The organism is Brevibacterium sp. Lmc1, assembly GCF_057654315.1.
The window spans coordinates 102217-128587 of the sequence record NZ_CM172803.1 but is presented as its reverse complement, the minus strand read 5'-3'; the positions used below and the strand labels follow the sequence as shown (position 1 = coordinate 128587).

Here is a 26371-nt window from a genome sequence, read left to right as displayed (position 1 = left end):
GACCCGAATGCACCCCTCGATCAAGCGCGAGCGCCCTGATCGAGGGGGCACGTTTCGACATCTGCGCTCCTGCTCGGGCGAGCGAGTCGCACCCTCACCCGTCGGGCAGAGTCGCCGCACCTATCGGACTGCGCTGCTCCGCGCGATGTTCTACATCCGCCCTCTGACCGTTTCCACAATCTTGGCAACAGACAATCCGTAGCGGTCGTAGAGGGTCGGCAGCGCACCTGCATCGAGAAATTCATCGGGAAGACCGATGGGAGTGACCTGCTTCGTCACGCCCTCAAGTGCGAGTTCGTGTGCAACCGAATCGAAGAGACCGCCGATCACTGTGTGGTTCTCGGCTGTAAGGATCAGGCGATCTCGCGCCACCTCCTTGAGCACCATCTCGGAGTCAAACGGTTTGAGCGTCGGCGAGTGAAGGACAGCTACGTCGACGCCGTCCTGCTGCAAGACCTTTGCCGCCTCGAGGGCGTTCTCCGTCATCAACCCCGAGGAGATGATGAGGACGTCGGCGCCGTCGCGGATCAGCTTGGCTTTGCCGAGTTCGAACTCGTAGCCGTATTCATCGAGCACCTGCGGCACTCGGCCTCGGAGAATACGCGTGTAGGTCGGTCCGTCATGGGCGATCAGCTGCGGAACTGCCTGCATGATGTCCGTGGCGTCGCAGGGATCGACGATCGTGAGATTCGGCAGTCCCCGCAGGATCGCAATGTCCTCAGTGGCTTGGTGGGAAGGACCGTAACCGGTGGTCAGTCCCGGCAGTGCACAGACCATATTCACATTGAGATTCGGCTCCGCGATATCGAGAGCCAACCAATCATAGGCGCGACGGGTGGCGAACACGGAGTATGTCGAGGCGAACGGGACGAATCCCTCCATCGCCAATCCGGCGGCGGCACCGAGGAGGGCCTGCTCCGCCATGCCGATCTGGTAGAAGCGATCGGGAAACGCGTCACGGAACACATGCAGGTCCGTGTACTTCGCGAGGTCGGCCGAGAGGCCGACGATTCGGTCATCTCTATCGGCTGCGGTGAGCAGGGCCTGCCCGAGCGGGGCCTGGACTGCACGCTGACCCTCCTTCGCGAGGTCGACGCTCATCGCCCCCGATACGAGCTTCTTCTCCGTGCTGACTCCGGCGCTGCCGACTGCGGTACCGTGTTCAGATTTCACACTCATGCGCGTCCCCCATCTTCCGTCGTTGACCGTTCCTTCTCGCGTAGCTCATCCGTCTCTGCGCTCTCGTCGGCGAAGCTGTTGTGCAGCTGCTTCTGCGCGAGGCTCCATTCCTCCTCGGCGACCCTCATGAAATGAAGCTTCTCTCGCTTCTCGAGGAAATCGACACCTTTGCCCAGGCGCGTATTGACGATGAGCACCCGCGGACGCGGAGCTTCGAGCTCGCGCAGTTCGATGAGATTGGCCAGCACTGCTTCGACGTCGTTCCCATCGCAGCGCCGAGTCTCCCATCCGAACGATTCCCACTTCTCGGTGATGGGCTCCATCGACAGCATGGTCGTCGACTTTCCGTCAGCCTGCTGATCGTTGAAGTCGACGATCGCGATGATATTGGAAAGCTCGTGATGAGCAGCAACAGCGGCCGCCTCCCAAGTCGATCCCTCACCGAGCTCGCCGTCGGAGAGAAGATTGTAGACAGTTGCGGTGCTGTTCTTGCGTTTGAGGCCCATGGCCATGCCGTTCGCGATCGGCAAACCGTGACCGAGCGATCCACCGGAGATCTCAACCCCCGGCGTGTAGGTGCTCATCGCCGACATCGGAAACCGCGAACCGTCAGTCGCGTAGGTCTTGAGTTCTTCCTGTGGGAAGAATTTCGCTTCGACCAGCGCGGCGTAGATGGCCAGGGCGTAGTGCCCGATCGACAGGAGGCATCTGTCTCGCCCTTCCCATTCAGGATCTGTGGGGTCGAGGTTGAGCTGGTCTGCGTACAGTGCGGCCAGAACATCCGAGAAGCCGAGAGCCTGGCCGATGTAGCCCTGTCCCTGCACTTCAGCCTCGACTAGGGCGTTCTGGCGGATTCGGAAGGCCGCTTCTCTCACTCGGACGATTCGTTCCGGAGAGATGGTCGTGTGTCTGAATTCGGTGGTCATCGTGCGTTTTCTCCTCATGGTGTGGCGTGCCGACAGCGGACCGCTGATCAATGCATGTGGCTGCCGCCGTTGATATCCAAGGTGATTCCGGTGAGATAAGCCGACTCCTCCGAGGAGAGCCAGACGATCGCCGAGGCGACTTCTGCCCGCGTGGCCACTCGACCGACAGGGACGCTGGCGGCGATGGCATCCTCTTGCGCCGGGGTCGACCCGACGCGAATCTGTGTATCGACTGCGCCGGGAGCGACCGCATTGACAGTGACGCCGGTTTCACCGATCTCTCGGGCGAGCGCCTTGGTGAACCCGAGGATCGCGGCTTTCGCAGCCGAGTAGGGGACCTTTCCGAAGACACCGCCGCCTCGCTGAGCAGAGACCGAGGACATGTTCACCACGCGCCCCCAACCGGACTCGATCATTCGTGGCAGGAACGCCTTGGTGACGAGATAGGTTCCGGTTGCGTTGATGGTCAGCACCTTGTTCCAGAGGGCAAGGTCGGTGTCGAGGAAGTCAAGCGGCGAGGTGATGCCTGCGATATTGGCGACGGCTCCGACCTCCGGCAACCGACCAGCGGCAACTTCGGCAGCAACAGCCGATGCGGCCGCAGCGACGGAATCTTCATCGGAGACATCGATCCGGTGACCGAATGCGGGTGTCCCGAATTTCTGTGAGATCTCCTCGGCAACGCTCTCGGATGCCTCTTGGATGAGATCCAACACGACGACGCCCCACCCTGCGGAGGCGTAATGACGCGCGGTTTCGAGTCCGATTCCGCTGCGTGATGCGGCACCGGTGATGATCGCGGTGCGAACCACGGGGGCATGCGCTGTGGAAAGTTCTGTTTCGGCGGTCACGGTGGTACTCAAGAGATTCTCCTTTGAACGTCGGGCGTACGAACGCCCCTGGACCGAACCGATCGCTGTCGGAGTCGGAAAGTGCATCTGGCAAGCGATTCGAAGTTAACATGTTGACTGTTGACAGTCAACATAATGCCGTGCAATGATGCTTCTGCGTTCGCCGAATACACGAACCGTCAAGACGTCAACGTCGACGAAGGGACTTCCATGAGCACCCCAGGCAAAACCGGCCTCCGCGGGCCGATCCACGGGACCAGAGACGCAAAGCGGGTGGCCTCCGGGTCGGCTGTCGGCGCGGTCATCGAGTCCTACGACTTCATCGGATACGGCACCGCCGCGGCGCTCTACTTCGGTGCCGTCTTCTTTCCCAGCGAGGACCCGCTGGTCGGCACCCTTCTCTCATTCGCGACTCTCGGAGTCGGCTTCATCGCCCGACCGCTCGGCGGCATCATCGGCGGGCACCTCGGTGACCGCGTCGGTCGGAAGCCGGTGCTGGTCACGTCGCTCATCGTCATGGGTCTGGCCACGTTCATCATCGGCGTGCTGCCGACCTATGAGACCGTCGGCATCCTGGCGCCCATCCTTCTGGTCGTCGTCCGAGTCGTGCAGGGACTGGCCTTCGGCGCCGAGTGGGGTGGAGCGATCCTCATGACCTACGAGCATGCGCCGTGGAAACGCAAAGGGCTCTTCACCGGCACTGTCCAGGCCGGCTTCCCGATCGGTCTGCTGCTGGCAAACCTCGTCTTCCTCGTCAGCGTTCACCTGCCCGGCGATCTGGCCTGGCGGGTGCCTTTCCTCGTCTCACTCGTCCTCGTCATCGTTGGACTCGTCATCCGCTCGAAGGTGCCCGAATCTCCAGTGTTCGAAGAGGTCAAAATCTCGGGACAGACCGTGAAGTCTCCGGTGGTCGAGGTCATCCGCGACGACTGGCGCAACATTGTGCGCGGCATCTTCCTCAGGGTCGCAGAGACAGCCGGCTACGCGATCTCGGTGACCTACATGATCAGTTACATCAATGACCATGAGTTGGCATCGACAGACCAGACTCTCACCGCGATCTGCATCGCCAGCGCTTTGGGGATCTTCGCGACTACAGGATGGGGAGCTCTGACGGACATCGTCGGACGACGCCCTATCTACATCTGGGTGACGCTCTTCGCCGCAGCTTTCGGCATCCCGATGTTCCTCGCGGCGAACACAGGATCCTTCATCCTCATCATCGCGACGATCACCATCGCCTACATCGTCTGTCAGAATGCTCTTGCCGGCGCTCAGGGAGCCTGGTTCCCCGAGCTCTTCCAGGCCAAGACACGCTCCTCGGGCGCTTCGCTGGCCTACCAGATCTCCGCGATGGTCTCAGGCCTGACGCCCTTTGCGACGTCGTTGCTCTACATGTGGCTAGGATGGCTCGGCCCTGCGCTCCTCTTCGTCGTCTATGCTCTTCTCGGTTTCGGAGCCGCGCTCGTCACCCGGGAGACGTGGACCCGAGGAGACCGCGAATTCGTCAATCGCAAGATCGCAGAGCTCGGTCACAGCACTTCGGCGGAATCGTCGAAACACCCCGAACCACATCCCAGCTCTCCGAATCATGACGACGCTCTGAATTGAGTCAGCCCGCGTGCGTCGTAGACTGTTGACAGACCACGCCATAGGGCAGACCCGGCTGCACAGGAGGAAAAACGTGCCACTCTCCGGACTCTCGGGGCTCGAGCGGACGAATCTGCGGGAGCAGGCTCTCGATTCGCTGCGCCGTGCGATCACCTCCGGAGCCATTCCGCCGGGAACCCACCTCGTTGAGACTGAGCTCTCTGCTCAGCTGGGAATCAGCCGCGGCACTCTGCGCGAAGCGATGCGCCAACTGCAGCAAGAACGGCTGCTCACCCTCGGTGCCCGGGGGCGGTTGGCCGTCAGACATCTCGAACAACGCGATCTCACGGAGATCTTTGCGGTGCGCGGCGCGCTTGAGGGGTTGGCTGCCGAGGCGGTCGCGTTGCTTCCCGAAGCAGATCGCGAAAAGGCAGTCCGGCGGCTGCGTTCGGCTGTGGCGGCGATGGACGTTCCGGACGAAGAGGCGTTCGACGAGCGCATCGAGGCCGACCTCAAGGTTCATCGTCTCCTCTGTGAGCTTTCGGGAAATCGCACCCTTCTGCATCAGTGGGAGTCGCTCGGCGGCTCAATTCGAATGACCATCGTCTTCGCCGGACTCGAGCGTGCGGTGCGGAACATGGACTCGAGCCGACACGCGGTCCTCGTCGACGCAATCGCCGGTGGAGATCCTGCGACCGCGCGAGCGGCAGTCCTCGAACACATGAGATCTGCCGAGTCGAACCTCAGCTGAACCCTCGGTCCGACTGCGCGACAGCTGGGTCGAACCAGAGTCAGCGGTCGTGAGCACCACACCGCTTGACCGCGTTCACGCTTCGTTCAAGCGTTCGCGCACGTGCGCGACCCCGATCAAGCGATCCCGCACTTGTCGATAGGTGCGCAATTCGAAAAGTGCGCGCCGCCTTGAACGAGCGGCGGGCCAAACTCCCTACCCGTCGAGCAGTGCAGCCGCGTACATCGGGCGGGCGGCGTCGGCGCTCGGCGGGTGGAAGAGCCCGGCCGTGGCATCGCGGAAGAGGCGGGAGAGTTCGTGCTTGTTGCCGAACCCGTTGCCGCTCGTGCACATCAGCGCGGTCTCAGCGTTGCGGCGGGCCGCCTCGGCGGACTTGATCCTCGCCCCCACCAGGCGCAACGGCCAACCGGCACCGTGGTCGATGAGGTCATCGAAGTCCCGAGCGTAGGCGTCGATCATCGCCGTCACTGGTATGAAGTCGAGATGCGCATCGGCCAGGCGCGTCCGGGCCTCGGGCACCTCGGCGAAGGTGACGCCGGCCTTCGCGGACTTCCGCTTGTGCAGACCGGCAGCGCCCAGCTCGAGCGCACGGGCCGCTACTCCGGCATAGACGGCGGCGATGAGCAGCTGGAAGTTGCTCGTGATCGCGAAGGTGAGCAGGTCAGGGTGCTTGCCAGCGGGGATGACGCGTGAGACCCGTTCGGGTTTCATCGGCACATGGTCGAGGATCGTCGCCCGCGACTGCGAGGCCCGCATTCCCAGCACATCCCATTCGTCGGAGACCGTGATCCCGGGTGCATCGCGTTCGATGAATCCGTAGACGAGCTGCCCCTCGGCCGGCTCGTCCGCATCGGGGCCGGCGATGCCGTCGTCGTCGGCGGCCACGGCACCGTGGACGATGAGCCTGGTCCACACGGGAGACAGCGAGGTGAAGATCTTCACCCCGGTCAGTTCGTATCCGCCGTCGGCCGTCGACACCGCCTCGGTGTTCGAACCCTGCAGGACCCAGTCGTTCGACGGTTCCGAGATGCCGAAGGCGAAGATCTCACCGGCCATGACCTCGTCGAACACCCAGTTCAGCGAGTCGTCACTGCGGTCGGCCAGCGCCTTGACCACACCGGTGGTCATGAGGTGCATGTTGATCGCCAGAGCCGTTCCGGGCGCCGCCGCTGCCAGCCGCTGCTGAAGTCGGGTGACCTCGAACAGGCTCAGCCCTGGCCCGCCATGCGACTGCGGGACGAACAGCTGAAGATAGCCGAGGTCCCCCAGTTCGGCGAGATCCTCGTCGAAGAATCGGTTCTCCTGGTCATAGACGTCGGCTCGTTCGCGGAATCGTTCGAGCACATCATCAGGCAGGTACTGCGCGGCGAGCTCGCTCACGCGTGTCTCGCGGTCGGTCATCGTCTCTCCTTCGTCGAGGGGTCGTCTGCGTCCGTCGAGGGGTCGGTCGCGCCTGTCGAGGGTGTCGCGGGCTGCGCGCTGCGGCGCAGAATGATCGCGCCGTTGTGCCCGCCGAAGCCGAACGACGTTGACAGCACAGTGTCGACGGCCGCCCCGGCGGGGTTCGGTCCACCGCCCATCTCACGGGCGTGACCTGCGACGATGTCCCAGTCGGGGAACTCGTTGTCGTCGAGGTTGAACGTCGGCGGCAGCGTCTGGTCACGCATCGTCAGGGTCGCGATGATCGCCTCGACGACCCCCGATGCGCCGAGGAGGTGTCCCGTCGTCGATTTCGTGGCCGAGATCGGGATCATCCGTCCAGCCTTCCCCAAGGCCGCATCGAAGGCTGCGAGTTCGGCTCGGTCGCCGGCCGGTGTGCCCGTGGCGTGGGCGTTGACGTGGTCGATATCGCCGGGTTCCAGCCCTGCGTCTCTCACAGCCTGAACCACTGCCGAGGCGGCTCCCCGTCCCTGCGGATGCGGGTTCGTCGGGTGGTGGGCATCGCTGGCGGCGCCGAATCCGGCGAGCTCGGCCAGCTCCGTCGTCCCACGTGAGGCCGCCGAGTCGGCGGATTCGAGGAGGATCGCAGCCGCACCTTGGCTCATGACGAAGCCGTTGCGGGCCCGGTCGAAGGGACGGCTGGCGGCGGTCGGATCGTCCTCGTATCCGGCGGCGAGCGCGCGCATGTTCGAGTTGGAGGCGAGATTGACCGGACCGAGGCAGTCCTCCATGCCGACGACGAGCACGGCGTCGGCGTAGCCGTGGCGGATCCGACGCATCGCCTCGCCGAGTCCGATCGCCCCGGAAGCGCACGTCGCCGAGACTCCCTGACCGGGTCCGCGCAGGTCGAAGCGCTGGCTGATCAGCGCTGCCGCGGAGTCCGGCGCACCGTGGATGGACAGGGTCAGCGGCACCGACCTGGGGCCGTCGGCGTCGAGGCGACGCGTCGCGTCCTGCATGGCGTCGACGGGTCCGGAGCCGGTGGCCGCGATGACTGCCGTACGGTCGCGGTCCCAAGGCAGATCGTCGGCCGCGGACTCGATTCCGCCTGCGCGCACCGCCTGGTCGGCCGCGGCGATGGCCCAATGCTGGACGGGGCTGAGCCGGCGGGCGAGCGCCCGGGGCAGAACCGCCTCGGCGTCGAAGTCCTTGACCTGCCCACCGATCCGCACGGCGAGGTCGTCGAACTGCTCACCTGCGAGGACGTCGATGGCGCTGGTGCCGCTGCGCACAGACTGCCAGAGGGTTTCGGGATCCTGGCCGCTCGGGGTGATGGCGCCGAGTCCCGTGATGACGACCTCGCGCACGCCATCTGTCCGGTGCCGATTGCTCCGGGATGCGTTCACAGCCGCTGTGCCTTTCCGCTCATGACCAAGTCAACGGTTTCGAGGCGTCGAATCTTCCCACCGACGGTCCGCGGCAGCCGGTCGAGTAAGTAGAACCGTCTTGGCACGAACTGCGGGGCCAGTTCCGCCCGGGCGTGGTCGAGCAGTGCTGCTTTGTCGGGCGCAGTCGATTCGCCATCCCCGGCATGGCTCCCCGAACCCAGGGCGCCTGGTTCGATGACGAGGGCGACGATGCTGCCGAGACCGCCGTCGGGCAAGGCGATCGCGCAGACCTCGCCGAGGCGGCCCTGCCCCGACCGCGGATCCGCGCGGTCGAATCCCTCGAAGGCTCGTTCGACCTCGGGCAGGGACACCTTGTGCCCTCCGGTGATCGCGATGTCACCGGCCCGTCCGGCGAGTTGGAGGAGTCCGTTTTCGATCCGTCCCTGGTCACCGACCGTGGCCCAGCCGTCGGGGCGTCGCAGCCGAGCGTCGGTGGTGCCGGTGACATAGCCGTCGGAGCAGGCGGCGGCTCTGATCCAGACCGTGCCGATCTCTCCGTCGGGCAGCCGGGCACCGGATTCGTCGCGGACCTCGACGCCGATGGTGTCGTAGATCGAGATCCAGGTGCCGTCGCCGTCGCGGCTATCGCCGATGAATCCGATCTCGGCGGCACCGTAGTAGCTGATCAGCCGGGCGTCGGGGAGGACGTCGGCGAGTGCCGAGCGGATGGAAGCGGGCAGGTTCGCTCCTCCGGTGACGACGAGGTCGAGGCCGTGGAAGTTCTCCGGCGTTCGACGGGCCGCCTCGGCGAGAGCCTTGACCACGGCGGGCACAGCGACGACGCGGGTGATGGCTTCGTCGGTGATGCGCGAACCCATGGTGAAGGGGTCGAAGTCGTCGGCGACGTGGACGCTGCCCCCGGTGGCGAGGCTTTCGACGACGGCATAGAGGGTGAGGCTGTAGGACACGGGGCCAGGTGCCAGGGTGGCCACTCCGGCGAAGGGTTCGAGGTGGGCCGAGGACACAGCCACGTTGTCGCGGTACTGCTGGCGGGTCTTGATGAACGCCTTCGGGTTACTCGTCGTGCCGGAGGAGAAGAGCATGAGGAACGGCTCGGACGCTTCGCGAACGCTCGGCGGTGCGGTGTCGGCGGGGTCGATGGCGTCCTCGCGGGCACGGAATTCGGTCGCGGTGATGACGGTTCCGGTCCATCCAGTGGCGGCGAGCGCCTCGGCGAGGCGGGTCGAGTCGGAGATGACGAGGCCGATTCCGGTGGTCGTGATGACTCCGACCTGGTGGTCGAGCGGCCAGCGCGGGTCGATCGTGGCCGAGACTGCGCGGAAGCCGGCGAGGCCGGCGATGATGCGGGAGGTCTCGAACGCCGAGGTGAGGCTCACTGCCGTGATCGGAATGCCGTGGGACTCGGGTGCCGGTGTCGGCGGGTCGGTCTGGGCACTGTGGAGGACGTCGACGGCGGCGAACATCGCGGCCGAATCCCGGACGAGCTGCGCATAGGTGAGGGAACGTGGGGCCCGTGTGCCCGCGGCGGGGTCGGTGCTCTCATCTGGGGCAGGGCTGCCAGAGTGGCCGCCGACGATGGCCAACTGGTCCGGATCGGTGGCCGCGACCTCGAGGATCCTCGACGTGATGGGCAATTCCGTCCTCCTCGAATTCGTTTCTCACGAGCCCAATTCCGGGCCGGCATGTGCCCGATCCTCGACTGACATCACCAGACCCCGGGCACCGATCCTCAGTATAGGAGCCCTGCGATACCGCCGACTGCTCACGGCTCACGCTCACCCCGGTCCGGGACAATGAGAGCATGAGCGGAGCAGGGAGCCAGGACGAACGGGCAGACGAACCACGCTGGCGATACGGCGACCAGATCCTGTGGACCTACACCAACCCGGCACACCCAGGGCTGTACGACCAACGCCCTGTCACGGTCATCGCCGATGACGAGAACCACCTGGCCGTCTGGCTGGAGTCGGGGACGAGGATTCTTCATCATGTGCTCGCCGACGGCTCGGGAATCCGCACCGCTGACGGACCCGCCCGCTTCGGTGCCCCACGGGCACAGGGCCTCAAGCGGTGGCAGGGACCGGGCATCGTCGCCGTCTTCCAGCCGGGAGCAGCCTATTCGGTGTGGTTCTTCGAGAACCCGGACTCGGCCCGTCACGATTCCTTCTACGTCAACCTCGAGGAGCCCTTCACCCGCTTCGACCGTGGAATCCTCACCTCCGACCACGTCCTCGACATCGTCGTCGACTCAGATGGCACCTTTCGGCTCAAGGACGAGGACGAACTCGAATTCGCGCGCGAAGCCGGAATGTTCTCCGACGAGAAAGTCGCACGCATCCGCACCGCTGCGGACGCAGCCATCGACGACATCCGCGCTTGGGCCTTCCCCTTCGACTCCGACTATCCGGACTTCCAACCGGACCCCGACTGGCCGATGCCTGACCTCCCCGCCGAGGCGACCTGGGACATCGACGCGAGCTGAGCCGCCCGGTGACCGTCACGGCCCAGCCGACCGACCAACCTCACATCTCGAACTCGACGGCCTCCCCCGCCTCGGCGATGGCTCTGATCCGCTTCCGGCAGGCGAACCAGCCGATGACCATGCACACCGAGGCGATGATCGTCACGACCAGGGTCGGCGGGGAATCGGCGAAGACCATGACGAGGATGACGGCGAGGAAGAGCAGCGTCGCATAGCCGGTATAGGGGGCACCGATCATCCGGAAGGAGGGGCGTTCGAGCAGTCCGCGGTCGGCCCACCGCTTGAGCCGCATCTGGCACAGCACGATCATGCCCCAGGTGAGGATGATCCCCACCGAGGAGACACTGAGGACGATCTCGAACGCATCGCTCGGCAGCAGGTAGTTGAGCGGCACGCCGAGGAGGGCGACCACTGCCGTGATGACGATCCCGCCGTAGGGCACGCCGCTGCGGTTCATCCGCTGCGCGAACTGCGGGGCCGACCCGGCCACCGACATCGACCTGAGGATGCGCCCGGTCGTGTAGAGCCCCGCGTTGAGTGAGGACAGGGCCGCAGTGAGCACAACGAGGTTCATCACGGTGTCCGCGCCCTTGACGCCGATGAAGGAGAAGAAGGTGACGAACGGGCTCTCTCCGTCGACATAGTCGGTGAAGGGCAGGAGGAGGGCAAGCAGGGTGAGCGATCCGACGTAGAAGACCGCGATGCGCAGGATGACGGAGTTGATGGCCTTGGGCATCACCTTCTCCGGGTGCTCCGTCTCGCCGGCGGCCGTGCCGACGAACTCGATGGAGGCATAGGCGAAGACGACGCCCTGCATGAGGATGATCGCCGGCAGCGCGCCGTTGGGGAAGAGTCCGCCGTTGTCGAGGATCATCGACAGTCCGGGATCGTGACCGGCCACGGGGGTGCCGAAGATGAGGAAACCGACCCCGACGACGAGGAAGATGATGAGGGCGGCGACCTTGATGAGCGCGAACCAGAACTCGAGCTCTCCGAAGACTTTGACGGAGATGACGTTGAGTCCGAGGACGAGGACGAGCGCGATGAGCGCCCACGCCCATTGCGGCACGGTCGCGATCCAGGCGACGTAGCGGCCGAAGAAGCCCATGTAGAGCGCGGCCGCGGTGATGTCGACGATCGCGGTCGTCGCCCACACCAGCCAGTAGAACCACCCGGAGATGAACGCGGCCTTCTCGCCGAAGAACTCACGGGCATAGGAGACGAACGACCCGGTGGTCGGGCGGTGCAGGACGAGTTCGCCGAGCGCGCGGAGGATGAGGAACGCGAAGAACCCACAGACCGCGTAGGAGAGCACGATGGACGGCCCCGCCTCGTGGAGCCGACCGCCCGCACCGAGGAAGAGCCCGGTGCCGATCGCCCCGCCGATGGCGATCATCTGCACCTGGCGCGGGGCCAGGTTCTTCTGATACCCGGAGTCCTCGGCGGTGAGGTTCGGTCGGGTCGGGCCCGAGCCCGGTTCTGCGGGTGCGACGGCGGCGCTGCGGTCGGAGCCGAGATTGTCAGTCATGAGTGTCCTCGTTCGTTGAGTACAGATGGTCTTGTCAGAAACAGGCGGTCAGGTGGTCAGGTGGTCGATTGCAGGCGGCCCGGAGTCGGTTCGCTCACACGGTCGTGAGGTTCGCCAGCCGTTCGGGTCGGAGCAGACGTTCGAGTTCGGAGGCGGTCATCAGCCCGTGTTCGAGCACGAGTTCGGCGACGCCGCGGCCGGTCTTCAGCGCCTCCTGGGCGATCATCGTCGCCGCCTGGTAACCGATGGTCGGGTTGAGTGCGGTGACGAGTCCGATGGAGTGTTCGACGGCAGCGCGGGTGAGTTCCGGATTGGCGGTGATGCCTGCGATGCAGCGGGTCGTCAGCGTCCGCGACGCCGATTCGAGGTGGGAGATCGACTTGTGCAGGCTGTGCAGGATGACGGGTTCGAAGGCGTTGAGCTGCAGCTGCCCGGATTCGGCGGCCGCGGTGATCGTGACATCGTTGCCGATGACTTCGAACGCAACCTGGTTGACCACCTCGGGGATGACGGGGTTGATCTTGCCCGGCATGATCGACGATCCCGACTGCACTGCCGGCAGGTTGATCTCGTTGAATCCGGCTCGCGGACCCGAGGACAGCAGCCGCAGGTCGTTGCAGATCTTCGAGACCTTCACCGCGATGCGCTTGAGCACCCCGGACAGGTGGACGAAAGATCCGACGTCCTGGGTCGCCTCCACGAGGTCGGGTGCGGTGACCAGGGGCAGCCCGGTCAGCTGCGCGAGATGGTCGCGGACCGCCTCGGCGTATCCGGCGGGTGCGTTGAGGCCGGTGCCGATGGCGGTGGCGCCGAGGTTGATCTCGTGGACCAGCGACTCGGCCTCCCCGAGGCGCTCGCGGTCCTCCCCGATCGTCACCGCGTAGCTGCCGAAGGCCTGGCCGAGTGTCATCGGCACGGCGTCCTGCAGCTGGGTGCGTCCCATCGTGACGATGTCGTGGAATTCGGACGCCTTCACGGCGAACGCGTCCTGAAGTTCCCCGAGGGCGGTGAGCAGCCGTTTGATCGCGAAGATCGTACCGAGCTTGACAGCCGTCGGGTAGGCGTCGTTCGTCGACTGGCTGAGGTTGACGTGGTCGTTCGGGCTGATCCGCGTGTAGGTTCCGCGCGGTTGCCCGATGATCTCGAGCGCCCGGTTCGCGATCACCTCGTTGGCGTTCATATTCGACGAGGTGCCCGCCCCACCTTGGATGACGTCGATCGGGAACTGGTCGTGCAGCTTCCCGTCGATGATCTCCCGGCAGGCTGAGACGATCGCGTCCCGCCGCTGCTCATCGAGGAGGCCGAGGTCGTGGTTGGCCCTGGCGGCGGCGAGCTTGACCGCGGCGAGTCCGCGGATGAGGTCGGGGTTGGACTGCAGGGTCTGCGCGGTGATCGGGAAGTTCTCGACCGCCCGCAGCGTATGGATGCCCCAGTAGGCATCGCCCGGGATCTCCCGGTCGCCGAGGAGGTCGTGCTCGATGCGTGTATCCGTGCTCATGGTTCTCGTGTCGCCTTTGTTCGTCGTTGTTGCTGATGCCTGTCGGTGCTGGTGGGTGGTTCGGCTGCGGAGGCTCAGGAGGCGACCGACCGGGTGCGTTCCCACTCGCCGAGGCGTTCCTCGACCTCGCGGGTCACGCGCAGTCCGCCGACTTCCCGTCCTCCGCCGAGGATGGGCGGGCTGACGATGTCGCCAGCCTTTTCGGTCGGTGCGGGCAGAGCGGAGAGGATCCGGGTGGCGATCGGCAGCCTGGCCCGATCCGAGCCGTCGGCGATCTTGACGGCGATGCCCATGCCGTCGATCCCGAGCAGCTGAACCGCTTCGGCGCCGTCCTTGGCGATGAGTCCGGGGACGGTGCGCATGAGCGCGGTGACGTCGCGCCCGGCACCGGCGACCATGTCCGGGTGGTCGCGCATGGCGGCGGCGACGCGCGCCGCGCTCGTGCCGGTCGAGACGGTGGACAGGCGAGCGAAAGCGCGGGCCATTCCGGTCAGCGAGATCGCCGGCAACGGTGTTCCACATCCGTCGGTCGACACGGTCGCCGGCGTCTCGCCGGTGAGTTCGGCGATGGTGGCGCCGATGTGCCGCTGCAGAGGGTGGGTGGGATCGAGGTAGCCCGCGAGGTCCCAGCCGTTGATCCGGCAGGTCGCGACCATGGCCGCGTGTTTGCCCGAGCAGTTCTGGGCCAAGCGGCTGCGCTGTCCGCCGGCGGCGAGGTGGGCTTCGCGCTCGGGCGCCCCATAGGGAAGGTCGATGACGTTGCCGAGGGCGGTCTCGTCGAGCTCGTACTGATGAAGGATCCGGCGGGCACCGTCGATGTGTTCGGGGGATCCCGAGTGGCTGGCCGCGGCGAGAGCGAGGAGCTCGGTCGGCAGATCGAGGCCGAGACGCAGCATCGCAAGCAGCTGCAGGGGCTTGAGGGTCGACCGAGGATAGAAGGGCGCATCGATATCACCGGCGGAGGTGAGCGGCCGGCACTCGGAGTCGACGACCGCGAAGGAACCGTAGTGCACGCCTTCGACGAGATCACCGCGGGTGACCTCGACGAGTGGGACATGGGCGCGGTGGGTCGCGGTGGGGGTGGCTGTGTGGGTCATGGTCTTCCTGGATTTCGGGCGGGGACGGGTAAGGACGGGGCGCAGTGCGCCGGCTCTGCAGAAGTGGTCAGCCGCCGGGCGGAGCGGCGAGGTCGGTGACGGCGACAGCGACCTGAGCGAGGTGCTCGGCCATGGCGTCGCGGGCACGGGCGCTGTCGCCGGCTTCGATCGCGCGGACGATCTCCGCATGCTCGACGTCGGAGTCCGGTTGACGGCTGGCGGCGAGGTTGAGGAGCTCGGACTGGGCGGTCAGGGCACCGCGGAGTTCGGCGATGACGCTTTCGAAGACTCGGTTTCCGCTGGCTCGGGCGATGGCGATGTGCAGCTCTCCGTCGAGCTCGACCCAGCCGCGGGGACTCGGCTCGGCGCTCATCGACTGCAGCAGGGCGTGGAGACGGACGAGGTCGGCCTCGGTGCGCCGAGTGGCCGCGAGTTCGGCGGCGGGAACTTCGATATGCGGTCGGGCCTCGTGGAGATCCCGGGAGGAGTAGTCGCCGAGGTGCAGTCCGGTCTCCGGAGCGGAGGCGATGACGAAGGTGCCGCTGCCCGTCTTCGTCTCTGTCAGCCCGAGGGTTGCCAGCGAGCGCAGGGCTTCGCGGATGACGGGACGGCTGACGGCGTATCGGTCGGCGAGCTTCGCTTCGGAGGGAAGGCGGTTGCCGACGGGAAAGGTGCCGTCGGCGATCTCGGCACGCAGACTGCGCACGACGCCCTCACCCGCGGACAGTCGTTCTACGGCCGTGCGTCTGGCCGTGGGTTCGGCCGGGCTGTTCGTCCCCATGACCACTCCTCCGGTTCGATCCGATCATTGATCCGGCACACAGCCCACCAGACAAACCTGTCAAGCTGTATGACAGGTTTGAGTGTAATCCCGCTCACCCAACGTGCGTCAACCCATCAGAGAGGCGTTTCAGACTCTGAGATTCACGGTCGCTTGCCCGTGCTGCCCGCGAGCGGGTGTCTCCTGCGGGTGGATTCACCGCGACATCCGCGCAGAGTTCGAGGTGGATCCACCCGCAGGGAACACCCCGGCCCATGCAGAAAGGGCTGGCCCACATGCAAGACAGTGAAAAACGGGCTGGGTGCCGAGAAACGCATGCGCACACGCGTTTCTCGACACCCAGCCCGTTTCTCGACGAAGGCTGAAGCCAAGCCCCAGTCAGTCAGCCACGTAGTACATGCGCTTGTTGACGAACTCATCCATGCCGTAGGGGCCGAGTTCGCGGCCGAAGCCCGAGCGCTTCGTGCCGCCGAACGGGATCTCCGCACCCTCTCCGGCAGGGGTGTTGACGTTCGACATGCCGACATCGAGGCGCTGAGCGAGCTTCGCGGCACGCTCCTCGTCCTTGGCGAACACCGCGCCGCCGAGGCCGAAGCGCGAATCATTGGCCAGGGCCAGTGCTTCGTCATCGCTGCTGACCTTGTACACGGTGGCCACGGGGCCGAAGAGCTCTTCGCGGTAGGCGTCCATCTCCGAGGTGACTCCGGTGAGCACGGCCGGCGAGACGTACGCGGATCCGTCGGTGGCGAGCTCGCCGCCGACGAGGGTCGCACCCTGCTCGACGGCACGGTCGAGCTGCTTGCGCAGGTTCTCGGCAGCCGAACGCGAGGACAGGGGCGAGTACTTGCCGTCGCCCGCCTCGGCGGGGGTGCCCTTCTCCCAGGACTGGGCGCGCTCGGTCAGGCCGGACACGAAGTCGTCGTAGATGTCGTCCATGACGATCATCCGCTTGTTCGCGTTGCAGACCTGGCCGGTGTTGTACAGGCGGGTGCCCCAGGCGGTGTCGACGGCCTCGCTCATGTCGTCGGTGTCGAGGATTATGTACGGGTCGGAGCCGCCGAGCTCCAGCACGGCCTTCTTGAGGTACTTGCCGGCCGTGGCGGCCACGGCCGATCCGGCGCGCTCGGAACCGGTCAGGGACACGCCTTCGACGCGGTCGTCGGCGATGATCGTCTCGATCTGCTCGTGCGTGGCGTAGATGTTGGAGTACACGCCTTCGGGGATGCCGGCTTCCTTCATGATCTCGGCGATCTTCGCCGAGGAGCGGGGGCAGATCTCCGCATGCTTGAGGATGATCGTATTGCCGAGCACGAGGTTCGGTGCGGCGAAGCGGGCGACCTGGTAGTAGGGGAAGTTCCAGGGCATGATGCCCAGCAGCGTGCCGACGGGGCGGCGCTGGATGAAGGCCTTGCCGCCGGACATCGATTCGATCGGTTCATCGGCGGCGAACTTCGGTCCGTTGTCGGCGTAGTAGTTGAAGATCGCCTCGCAGAACTCGGCCTCTTCCTCACCTTCGGCGGTGGGCTTGCCCATCTCCTCGGCGATGATCTTCGCGAGCTCTTCCTTGCGCTCGCCGAAGAGAGCGGCGACCTTGTTGACGATCGCGGCGCGTTCCTCGATCGTCTTCTCGCGCCAGCTCAGGTAGCCCTTGTGTGCGGATTCGAGGACCTGCTGGACCTCTTCGTCGGTGGCATTGTCGAACTTCTCGACGACTTCACCGGTGGCCGGGTTCTCGACACGGTAGCCGCCTGCAGCACTGCCTACGTTGCTCATTCCAGACTCCTTTGACTTGTGCGCGCCTGTTGGCGCCGCTGAAGCAATTGCATACCTGTTTGCCGCCCGAATCGACGGAATGCGCATGCCTGCCACCCACGCTATCAATACGTGACCCGCGCAACAAGTGCCGAAACCTGGGGGAATCCTCAGTCCCCGATCGCCCGTGGTCCCCTCGCCGAGGCGGTGCGGATTCCGAATCGGTCACGACGAAATCCGAACCGCACTCGCGAGGAGAGAACTCCGGCCTCGATCGGGGACCACCCTCCTCGGCGAGGGGCCCGCTCCGGTCCCTGTTCATCGAACCAGAGGATCGAAACGGTTCACCTCGCGTCGCGGGAACTCACCGCCCCACGAGGTCGAGTCCGGCGCGCACGATGGAGTCCGTGTCGATCCCGTGAATCGCATAGGCCTCCCCCACCGAGGATGCCTGACCGAATTCGGTGACCCCGAGGTTCCGTGTGCGGTCCCCGCGCACTCCGGAGAGGAACGCGAGAGTGTGCGGGTGCCCGTCGAGGACGGTGACCAGCGGTGCCGGATGTTCTGCGGGGAAGAGTTCGTCGGCGATGGCCGAGCGGACACTCGAGCGGACCCGAGACCGATCCTGCACCGACCGGAACACCTTCGACGGTGAGCTCAGGCAGGCGATTCCGGCCCGCACACCCAGGGATTCCAGTCGGGCCGCCGCCGCGATCACCTCGGTCATGATGGCCCCGGCGCCGACGAGGGTGACCTCGTCCTCGGCGGCCGGTCTGGCCGAGAGCCGGTAGCCGCCGGCGATGACCTGGTCACGGCGGCGTTCCCGCAGCAGCGGATCCTCGGGCACATCTGCGAGCTCCTGCGCTACCGGTCTCGTCGTCAGCCGGAAGTAGGCGGAGTCGCCGTCCGGGTCGGCGAGTTCGCGCAGCGCTTCGAGCAGGGTCCACTCGAGGTCCTGGGCGAAGGCCGGCTCCCAGCTCGTCAGGCCCGGGATCTCCAGAGTCACCGAGGGTGTGTTGAACGACTGGTGCGCCCCGCCTTCCGGCGCAAGCGATACCCCTGAGGGCGTGCCGACCATGATCGAACGCCCACCCGCGTAGAGGCTGAAGGTCCAGGGTTCCAGGGCCCGGTTGATGAAGGGATCGTAGATCGTGGCGATCGGCAGCAGCGGCTGTCCCCAGCGCTGCCCGGTCGATCCGAGCTCTCCGGCCAGGGAGACGAGATTGACCTCGGCGATGCCGAGTTCGATGTGCTGTCCGCTCGTGCCCTCCTGCCACCGCAGCACCCGTTCCCGATCGTCGGAGAACCAGTCATGCCGGCCCGCCGGTGACCAGATTCCGGTCTTGTTGATCCATCCGCCGAGGTTCGTCGACGTCGCGACGTCCGGTGACAGGGTCACAACCCGCTGGGCCACCTCGGGGGCGACGTGCTTGAGGTCGGAGAGGAACCGGCCCAGCGCCGCCTGCGTGGAGATCTGCGGTCGCGGAGTGAATCCCAGCTCGGCAGGCACTGCGGCCACGGCATGGTCGGTGACCGGCTCCCGTCGCAGCCGCCGCGCGGTTTCGGCACAGAACCGGCCGGCCGGGGTGTCCGGAGCGAAGGCGACCCACGGATCGTCCAAGTCCATCCCCGAGGCGGCCGCGAGCTCGCGCATCTGCGCTTCGGTCAGCTGCGCGGCATGGTTGCCGGGATGGCCCTCCGTGGCCAGCCCCTTGCCTTTGATCGTGTAGGCGAAGACCACCGTCGGCCGGTCGTCGTCGATCGCGTCGAACGTCGACACGAGCTGGCCGAGGTCATGTCCACCCAGGTCACGGATGAGGGAGGCGAGACCGTCCGCGTCGAAGCCGTCGATGACCGCGGACAGGGCGGTCGCCTCGGTGTCGGTGAGTCCCGTGAGCAGCCGGTCGTGGATCTCGGACGGGTGGGCGCGCAGCAGCCGCTGGTATTCGGGATTGGGCATCTGCACGAGCCGCTTCTTGAGCGCCTCGCCGCCGGGGGCCGCGAACACGGCTTCGAGTCGGCGCCCCCACGGGCAGGTGAGCACCTGCCACCCGGCGGCATCGAACATGCCCTGCAAACGGCGGATCTGGACGTCGGGGATGACCCGGTCGAGCGACTGCCGGTTGAGGTCGACGATCCACACGATCTCGCCGAGGCTGCGCACCTCCGGATCGATGATCGCCTCCCACACCGCCCCTTCGTCCATCTCCGCGTCGCCGAGCAGGGAGTAGAACCGGCCGACTTCCGGGGTCTCGGGGAACCGGTCGGAGACGTAGCGGTGGGACAGGGCTGCCCAGATGGGAGCGGTCGCGCCGATGCCCACGGATCCGGTGGAGAAGTCCACCGTGTCCGGGTCCTTCGTCCGCGACGGGTAGGGCTGGAGTCCCCCGCGGCTGCGCAGGGTGTCGAGGAATTCCTCGCCGAGGTCGCCGAGCAGATAGTTGATCGCGTGGAGGACGGGCGAGGCATGCGGTTTGACCGAGACGCGGTCGATGGCGCGCAGTCGGGTGAACCACAGCGCCGTCATGATCCCGGTCATCGAGGCCGACGAGGACTGATGGCCGCCGACCTTGACCCCGTCCGGGTTGACCCGGCCGCGGTTGGCACGGTCGATGATCGAGGTCGCCAGCCACAGTACGCGCTGGGCGATCTCGTCGAGGATCTCATCATCTCCCGAGGTCGAGGCGCGCAGCGGACGGTCGTTCGTCCCCGGCGGGCTGACCTGCAGGGAGGTCTCGAATTGGTGGCGGTCCGTGTCCTGTGGTGTTGGCGCCTGAGCCGCCGATTCTTGTGCTGTCGACTCCTGTGCGGTGCTCATCGTCAGAAGATCGAGGAGTAGGCGTTGAGTGCGAGCTGTCCGCCGAGGTGGGCGTAGAGGACGGTGGAATCCCTGCCGATCGTACCGTCTCCGACGAGGTCGAGGAGTCCGGCCATCGACTTGCCCTCGTAGACGGGGTCGAGAATGACGCCTTCGAGCTGGGCGGTGGTGCGGATCGCGTTCACGGTCGTCTCGTCGGGGATGCCGTAGGCCGGGCCTTCCCAACCGGTGCGGATATCGACGTCGTCGGCGGTGATCTCACGCCCGAGGCCGATGAGTTCGGCAGTGGTGTTCGCGATCCTCTTCACCTGGTCGCGGGTCTTCTCGATCGTGGCCGAGGCATCGATGCCGATGACCTTGCGCTTCGGTCCGCCGGCGGCTTCGAGGGCGGCGAATCCGGCGATCATTCCGGCGTGCGTCGAGCCGGTCACGGTGCACACGACGATGGTGTCGAAGAAGACGCCGAGCTCCTTCTCCTGGTCGGCGACCTCATATGCCCAGTTCGCAAAGCCGAGTCCGCCGAACTTGTGCTCGGAGGCGCCGGCCGGGATCGGGTAGGGCTTGCCGCCTGATTCTTCGACCTCGGCCAGAGCGTTCTCCCAGCTCGAGCGGATGCCGATGTCGAATCCGGCCGAGTCGAGGCGGACGTCGGCTCCCATGATGCGCGAGAGCTCGATGTTGCCGACCTTGTCGTTGACCGGGTCCTCCCAGTCGACCCAGCGTTCCTGCACCAGGCGCGCCTTCAGCCCCAGGTGAGCGGCGACAGCGGCTACCTGGCGGGTGTGGTTGGACTGGTAGCCGCCGATGGACACGAGGGTGTCCGCACCCGAGGCGAGAACGTCGGGAACGATGTACTCGAGCTTGCGGGTCTTGTTGCCGCCGAAGGCGAGTCCTGAGTTGACGTCTTCCCGTTTGGCCCAGACGCGGGCCCCGCCGAGGTGGTCGCTCAGTCGCGGGAGCTCGTGCACGGGGCTCGGCCCGAAGGTGAGTGGGTAGCGTTCGAAGTCGGTGATGGCCATGATGTCCTCTGTTCTCTGAAGCGTTCGCTTCGGGGCGATCGCTCTCTCGTGCGATGTGTCCTGTGCGATGTGTCCTGGATCGCAATATGCAATATATTGCATTCTGCTGACGGTTACAATGGGTCAGAGTTCGAGTCCCATCCCGCGGGACGAGACCCACCCACTCAGAGACAAGGTGACCGAGCGTGCCGATCCCCACGGATTCCCCCGCCCCGCAGCGCAGCCTGCTGCGCGATGACGTCTATCGGTCGATCCGCGACGCCATCGTCCGCGGCCAGCTCGCCCCCGGAGAACAGCTGCGCGATCAGGAGCTCGGCGCCTGGCTCCAGGTATCCAGAACGCCCGTGCGCGAGGCACTCCAACGCTTGGCACAGGCCGGACTCGTCGTGGCGGAGCCGGGCCGGATGACGCGCGTGGCCCCAGAGGATCCGGAACTCATCCTCGCGGCCCGGCAGATCGCCGCCGAACTCCACGGCCTGGCGATCGACCTCGCCTTCCCCGCCCTCGACGAGGAGGCGCTGACTGAGATGGAGCAGGCGAACGGGCGATTGAGCGCGGCCCTCGCAGTCGGCGACGCCGAGGCGGCGATCGCCGCCGATGACGACTTCCACGAGGTGGCCCTCACCCGATCCGGCAATCCCCTCATTCCCGATCACCTCGAGGTCGTCACCGCCACTCTGCGCCGCGCGGAGTTCCTGCATTTCGAATCGGTGAAGGGATCAGCCTCACCGGAGCAGCACACCGAGATCATCGCCGCCGTCCGTTCCGGTGAGCATGCGCATGCCGTCGCACTGACGAAGGCGAACTGGTCGACCATCGAAGGGGATTCGCCCCAGACGGCCTGAGTCGAACACCTTCCAGCTGCGGGTTCCGGATCGGCAACACCGCTGTCACCTCGACGACGCCACCGTCATCGCCAACTCTTCTAGTCATCTGATGACCTGTGCTAGAGTCCTCACCACGATCACCGACGATCAAAGGACTGACGATGTCATCGACGACGAAACGCATCATGACCGCTCTGCTCGCGACCGCCGCGAGCGCTGCTCTGCTGACGGGCACAGTTGCGACCCCAGGAATGGCCGCCACCGCACAGACCGCACCCGCGCATTCTGCCGCCGCTCACACAACCAGCAAGAAGGCATCGACGATATCTGCCGCCCCGTCGGCCGGCTGCGGCACCGAGCAGAAGCCCGGCAACGACGAGAAGACGATCTCGACGGAAGACGGCGAGCGCAGCTACCGGATCAACATCCCGCGCGACTACGAGCTTGAGACTCCCCTGCCGCTCGTCCTCGGGTTCCACGGCAACGGTTCCGACGGCGCCGAATTCCAGAACTACACGGGGCTGCCGACCCTGCCCGCGATCACCGTCTTCCCCGACGGCGACCTCAATGACGGCAAACGCTCCTGGCAGGGCGCCCCGTACGCCAGCGGCGCCGATGACGTCGCGTTCGTCGCCGAGCTGCTCGATGCGATCGAATCCGAGCACTGCATCGACCTCAATCGGGTCTATGCCACCGGCAAGTCGAACGGCGGCGGCATGGTCTCAGTCCTCGCCTGTCACCTGCGCGATCGCTTCTCCGCGTTCGCTCCCGTCGCCGGCGCCTACTATCCGCAGTCGACAGAGGGCTGCGATTACTCGACGCCCACACCGATGCTCGCGATCCACGGCACCGGGGACGCGACGATGCACTACGAAGGCGGCCACCGCCAGGGCGAGGACTACCCGGGAGTCCGCGAGTGGATCCAGCCATGGGCGGAGGCCTCCGGCTGCGCGAGAACGAAGGAACGCCAGGTCGGACGCAAGGGCGAAGACGTTGCGCGCACCCAGTGGACGAGATGCGACGCCTCCGTCGAGCTCTACTCCGTCGCCGACGGCGGCCACGTCTGGCCCGGTGAGGTCGTCTACAGCGGCGGCGGATACGTCACGAAGAACTTCTCAGCCACGAACACGGTCTGGGACTTCTTCCGCAGCCACCCGGGAACAACGCAGGGGCCCACCCAGAAGTGACCGTTGACACACATCACTCAAAGTGATTAGATGACTTAAACACTTGAAGGAGAGCACCATGACGTCCACCGTCGGACTCGTCGAACGCCTCACTCGCGAAATCGTCGACACCATCCGCACCGAGAACCTCCAGCCCGGGCAGACCCTGCCCTCCGCGAAGGTCCTTGCAGCACGCTTCGAGGTCACCGTTCCCACCGTCCGGGAGGCCCTGCGCCGGCTCGAGGCCACGGGTTCGGTCGAGCTCAAGCACGGATCGGGCACCTACGTCCGCGAAGCGATCAACCGCCGCATCCTCGACAACCCGCACTATGTGCCCGTCGACCTCGCGGCGGCCATCGAGCTCCTCGACGCCCGCATCGCGATCGAGCCCGGAATCGCCGAGCTCGCAGCGACGGTCCAGGCTGCGGATGCCGTGGCCTCCATGGAGTCCGCGCTCGACAATGCCCTCCAGGTCGAGACCGCGGTCCCGGCCGGTCATTTCCACGTCGAACTCGCTCGCGCCTCGGGCAACCGCGCTCTGCACGAGATGCTCGTGTCCCTGCTGGCCATCCATTCGCGGACCCAGCAGGCTGCGCGCACGAGCTATGACCGCCTGCGCGACCACGACGAACACGCGGACATCCTCGATGCGATCCGCCGCAGCGACGGCTTCGAAGCCTCCCACCGCACCCGCAAGCACCTCGAGGCGATCAAGGCCGCCGTCGTCGCCGACTGGGCGGACGATACAGACCAGACCGGTGACGCCGACACCATCGAAGGACCCCAGCGATGAGCCGCCCGACGATCTCCGAGATCCGCCCGCATATCCGCGACTACTCCGAACTCACCTCTTTGGAGGTCGAGCTCGCGAAGGATCGAAACAGCCTGCTCGTCCTTCCCGTCGGCGCCTGCGAACAGCACGGTGACGGACTGCCCCTGGGCACCGACAACATCCGAGCCGCTCACGTCGCCCGCGCCGTCGTCGACGCACTCACCGATGGCGACCGGGGGCGGGCGGGCAGCGCCTTCGTCCTGCCGAGCATCGACTACGGGGTCTCCCCGCATCACCGCTTCCTGCCCGGCACGATCAATATCGGTCCGCAGCTGTTCATCGACCTCGTCTCCTCGATCGTGCGTCAGCTCGCCGATGCCGGATTCGACAGACTCCTCGTCATCACCGGCCACGGCGGCAACCTCGCCGCGCTCGGCGTGATCCAGCAGTCCCTGCTCGCCACCCATCCGGACTTCGTCTTCGCCTATACTCCGGTCTCAGCATTGGCCACCGAGGCGACCGCCCAGCTGCCGCGCACCGAGGTCAGCGGCCACTGCGGAGAGTCCGAAACCTCGCAGATGCTCGCCATCGACGAATCCCTCGTCGACTCGGGCCACCTCAACCCCGGCGCCACCCGGCTCGACGATCTCGACCCACGTGCCCGACTCTCACGAACGAAAACACCGTCAACAGCGGTGACATTCGACCGCTACGCCGACAACGGCGTCCTCGGCGATCCGCGGACCGCCACGGCCGCGGCCGGGGAGGACATCCTCGGCGAGGTCGTCGACCGACTCGTCGCCTACTGTCAGGAGCTGCAGAGACTGTGACACCCGCTTCTCACTGACCGGCCGCTCGGCCCGCACCCCACCACAGAACACCCGATTCCAGCGCCGTAATCACCGTGCCCTGGTGGACCCTGCCCGAAAATCCCGCCTGGACTCTCAGGAGCTCACAATGAAACCGACCCAGACCACCGATACCGTGCAGACCGACGAGCAGGAGAAGCTGCCGCTGGTCATCCGCGCCCTCAACGTCATCGAAGTCGTCGGCAACAAGCTGCCGAACCCCTTCTGGCTGTTCTGGATCCTCGCGGCGATCCTCGCCGTATTCAGCCTCGCCCTCTCCCTCGCCGGCGCGGGAGTCGAGGATCCCGGCACCGGGGACTGGACCCCGGTGAACAACCTCCTCAGCGGCGAGGGCATCGCCATGGCCGTGAACACCGCGCTCGACGCCTACGAGACCTTCCCACCGCTCATCACGATCATGGTCGTCATCATGGGCGTGGCCCTGGCCGAACGCACCGGTCTGCTGTCGACGGCGATGAAGGTCTCGATCGCCCGCGTCCCGGCCGGACTCATCGTCTTCACGGTCGCGTTCATGGGCACGGTCTCCCACGTCGCCTCGGCGGCGGCCTATGTCATCCTCGTGCCGCTCGGCGGAATGGTGTTCAAGGCCGTGGGCCGCTCCCCCGTCCTCGGCGTCATCGTCGCGTACACCTCGATCGCCTCCGGTTACGATGCCAGCCCGATCCCGACGCCCAACGATGCCATCTTCGCGGGCATCACGACGGCTGCGGCGAACATCATCGACCCCGACTACATCGTCACCCCGATCGGCAACTGGTACTTCAACATCGCCAGCTCCATCCTGTTGGCCATCGTCATCACGATCGTCACCGAGCTCGTGCTCACGAAGCGCGACAACCTCGAAGCCGACGAGGATGCCGAGCACGAAGACCTCGTCATCACCGACAAGGAGCGCAAGGCCCTGCGCCTGGCCATGTTCGCCGTCATCGCTGCGGTCATCGCCATCGTCGTCCTCGTCGTCCCGGACGGCGCGCCCCTGCGCGGCGACGGGCCCTTCGGCGAGTCCCCGTTCCTCACCGGAATCGCCTTCCTCATCGCCATGCTCTTCGGCATCGGCGGCATCGTCTACGGCTTCCGCGAGGGCACGATCGAGACCTGGTCGGACGTTCCGAAGCTCATGGGTCAGGGGCTCGCCTCGATCTCCGGGGTCCTCGTCCTCTTCTTCGCCATCGCCCAGTTCCTCGAGTACTTCGAGTGGACGAACATCGGCATGCTCGTCTCGGTCTCCGTGTCCGAACTCTTCACCGGTCTCGGTCTGCCGACGTGGGTGGTGTTCATCCTCGTCCTGCTCGTGCTCTCCGTCGTCAACGTGCTCATCACATCCGGTTCGGCGATGTGGGCGATCATGGCCCCGGTCATCGTGCCGCTGCTCATGCTGCTCGAGGTGCCGCCGGAGACCTCACAGGCGATCTTCCGCATCGCCGACTCGGGGTCGACGGCCATCACCCCGATGAGCCCGTACTTCATCCTCGCACTCGGCTTCATGCAGAAGTATCAGAAGAGCGCCGGCATCGGCACGCTCGCCTCTCACACCCTGCCCTTGGCCGTGTGCATGACGATCAGCTGGAGCCTGCTGTTCTTCCTGTGGTGGGGTCTGGGCATTCCGCTCGGTCCCGATGCGCCGGTGCGCTGAGTGCGTCGATCCAGCTGAGTTTTGAAAGTTTTGTTCACGAACG

At 66.0% G+C, this 26371-nt stretch carries 21 protein-coding genes; 8 read left to right on the top strand and 13 right to left on the bottom strand.

Annotated features, from left to right (window positions below; translation table 11 throughout):
• Positions 1 to 150: 150 nt before the first annotated feature.
• The 3 genes from AC239G_RS00565 to AC239G_RS00555 are packed head-to-tail and all read right to left on the bottom strand — an operon-like array spanning position 151 to position 2968.
• Positions 151 to 1179, bottom strand: a complete 1029-nt coding sequence (locus tag AC239G_RS00565) for a transketolase family protein (protein ID WP_487489564.1) — start codon at positions 1177 to 1179, stop codon at positions 151 to 153.
• Positions 1176 to 2105: a transketolase gene (locus tag AC239G_RS00560; RefSeq protein ID WP_181271149.1), complete on the bottom strand. Its 930-nt coding sequence runs from the start codon at positions 2103 to 2105 to the stop codon at positions 1176 to 1178. Before AC239G_RS00560 ends, AC239G_RS00565 begins: the two co-directional genes overlap by 4 nt.
• Before the next feature lie 47 nt (positions 2106 to 2152).
• Entirely contained in the window at positions 2153 to 2968 is an 816-nt protein-coding gene (locus AC239G_RS00555) for an SDR family NAD(P)-dependent oxidoreductase (protein WP_229664024.1), read from the bottom strand.
• Positions 2969 to 3166: 198 nt separating this feature from the next.
• Here AC239G_RS00555 and AC239G_RS00550 point away from each other — a divergent pair, with 198 nt between their 5' ends.
• On the top strand, positions 3167 to 4567 hold the full coding sequence (locus tag AC239G_RS00550; RefSeq protein ID WP_487490128.1) for an MFS transporter: 1401 nt from the start codon (positions 3167 to 3169) through the stop codon (positions 4565 to 4567).
• A 73-nt stretch (positions 4568 to 4640) separates the two neighbouring features.
• The gene (locus AC239G_RS00545; protein WP_487489563.1) at positions 4641 to 5297 is read left to right on the top strand and encodes a GntR family transcriptional regulator; all 657 of its coding nucleotides are present in this window, start codon (positions 4641 to 4643) and stop codon (positions 5295 to 5297) included.
• Between the two features lie 195 nt (positions 5298 to 5492).
• Here AC239G_RS00545 and AC239G_RS00540 read toward each other — a convergent pair whose 3' ends face one another.
• From AC239G_RS00540 to AC239G_RS00530, 3 genes are read right to left on the bottom strand one after another with little or no spacing between them, the layout of a single operon-like run.
• On the bottom strand, positions 5493 to 6698 hold the full coding sequence (locus AC239G_RS00540; RefSeq protein ID WP_139467707.1) for an acyl-CoA dehydrogenase family protein: 1206 nt from the start codon (positions 6696 to 6698) through the stop codon (positions 5493 to 5495).
• Entirely contained in the window at positions 6695 to 8044 is a 1350-nt protein-coding gene (locus AC239G_RS00535; protein WP_487489562.1) for a beta-ketoacyl-[acyl-carrier-protein] synthase family protein, read from the bottom strand. The genes AC239G_RS00540 and AC239G_RS00535 overlap by 4 nt, the downstream gene beginning before the upstream one ends.
• Positions 8045 to 8079: 35 nt before the next feature.
• A complete protein-coding gene (locus AC239G_RS00530) occupies positions 8080 to 9720 on the bottom strand; it encodes a class I adenylate-forming enzyme family protein (RefSeq protein WP_376905136.1) in 1641 nt (546 codons plus the stop codon).
• A 167-nt stretch (positions 9721 to 9887) separates the two neighbouring features.
• Between AC239G_RS00530 and AC239G_RS00525 the strand changes: the two genes are divergently transcribed.
• Complete coding sequence (locus AC239G_RS00525) at positions 9888 to 10568, top strand: DUF402 domain-containing protein (RefSeq protein WP_376905138.1); 681 nt, start codon at positions 9888 to 9890, stop codon at positions 10566 to 10568.
• Positions 10569 to 10608: 40 nt separating this feature from the next.
• On the opposite strand, the gene AC239G_RS00520 is transcribed toward AC239G_RS00525, so the two are convergent.
• From AC239G_RS00520 to AC239G_RS00490, 7 genes are all read right to left on the bottom strand, one after another.
• Positions 10609 to 12096, bottom strand: a complete 1488-nt coding sequence (locus tag AC239G_RS00520) for an amino acid permease (RefSeq protein WP_487489561.1) — start codon at positions 12094 to 12096, stop codon at positions 10609 to 10611.
• 94 nt (positions 12097 to 12190) lie between these two features.
• Entirely contained in the window at positions 12191 to 13594 is a 1404-nt protein-coding gene (locus AC239G_RS00515) for an aspartate ammonia-lyase (protein WP_487489560.1), read from the bottom strand.
• A gap of 74 nt (positions 13595 to 13668) precedes the next feature.
• Complete coding sequence (locus AC239G_RS00510) at positions 13669 to 14691, bottom strand: asparaginase (RefSeq protein ID WP_139909621.1); 1023 nt, start codon at positions 14689 to 14691, stop codon at positions 13669 to 13671.
• Between the two features lie 67 nt (positions 14692 to 14758).
• A complete protein-coding gene (locus AC239G_RS00505; RefSeq protein WP_487489559.1) occupies positions 14759 to 15472 on the bottom strand; it encodes a FadR/GntR family transcriptional regulator in 714 nt (237 codons plus the stop codon).
• Between the two features lie 378 nt (positions 15473 to 15850).
• On the bottom strand, positions 15851 to 17245 hold the full coding sequence (locus tag AC239G_RS00500) for an NAD-dependent succinate-semialdehyde dehydrogenase (protein ID WP_139467696.1): 1395 nt from the start codon (positions 17243 to 17245) through the stop codon (positions 15851 to 15853).
• A 343-nt stretch (positions 17246 to 17588) separates the two neighbouring features.
• Entirely contained in the window at positions 17589 to 20042 is a 2454-nt protein-coding gene (locus AC239G_RS00495) for a transketolase-like TK C-terminal-containing protein (protein WP_487489558.1), read from the bottom strand.
• Between the two features lie 2 nt (positions 20043 to 20044).
• The gene (locus tag AC239G_RS00490) at positions 20045 to 21061 is read right to left on the bottom strand and encodes a 1-aminocyclopropane-1-carboxylate deaminase (protein WP_139467694.1); all 1017 of its coding nucleotides are present in this window, start codon (positions 21059 to 21061) and stop codon (positions 20045 to 20047) included.
• 185 nt (positions 21062 to 21246) lie between these two features.
• Here AC239G_RS00490 and AC239G_RS00485 point away from each other — a divergent pair, with 185 nt between their 5' ends.
• The 5 genes from AC239G_RS00485 (at position 21247) to AC239G_RS00465 (ending at position 26328) form a co-directional block, all read left to right on the top strand.
• Entirely contained in the window at positions 21247 to 21906 is a 660-nt protein-coding gene (locus AC239G_RS00485) for a GntR family transcriptional regulator (protein ID WP_139467693.1), read from the top strand.
• Between the two features lie 143 nt (positions 21907 to 22049).
• Positions 22050 to 23075, top strand: coding sequence for a CE1 family esterase (locus AC239G_RS00480; RefSeq protein WP_139467692.1), 1026 nt, complete (start codon positions 22050 to 22052; stop codon positions 23073 to 23075).
• A 58-nt stretch (positions 23076 to 23133) separates the two neighbouring features.
• Positions 23134 to 23847, top strand: a complete 714-nt coding sequence (locus AC239G_RS00475) for a FadR/GntR family transcriptional regulator (protein ID WP_487489557.1) — start codon at positions 23134 to 23136, stop codon at positions 23845 to 23847.
• Positions 23844 to 24656 (top strand): creatininase family protein, encoded by an 813-nt coding sequence (locus AC239G_RS00470; protein ID WP_487489556.1) that lies wholly within the window; start codon positions 23844 to 23846, stop codon positions 24654 to 24656. Before AC239G_RS00475 ends, AC239G_RS00470 begins: the two co-directional genes overlap by 4 nt.
• A gap of 127 nt (positions 24657 to 24783) precedes the next feature.
• On the top strand, positions 24784 to 26328 hold the full coding sequence (locus AC239G_RS00465; protein ID WP_139467689.1) for an AbgT family transporter: 1545 nt from the start codon (positions 24784 to 24786) through the stop codon (positions 26326 to 26328).
• Positions 26329 to 26371: the final 43 nt, after the last annotated feature.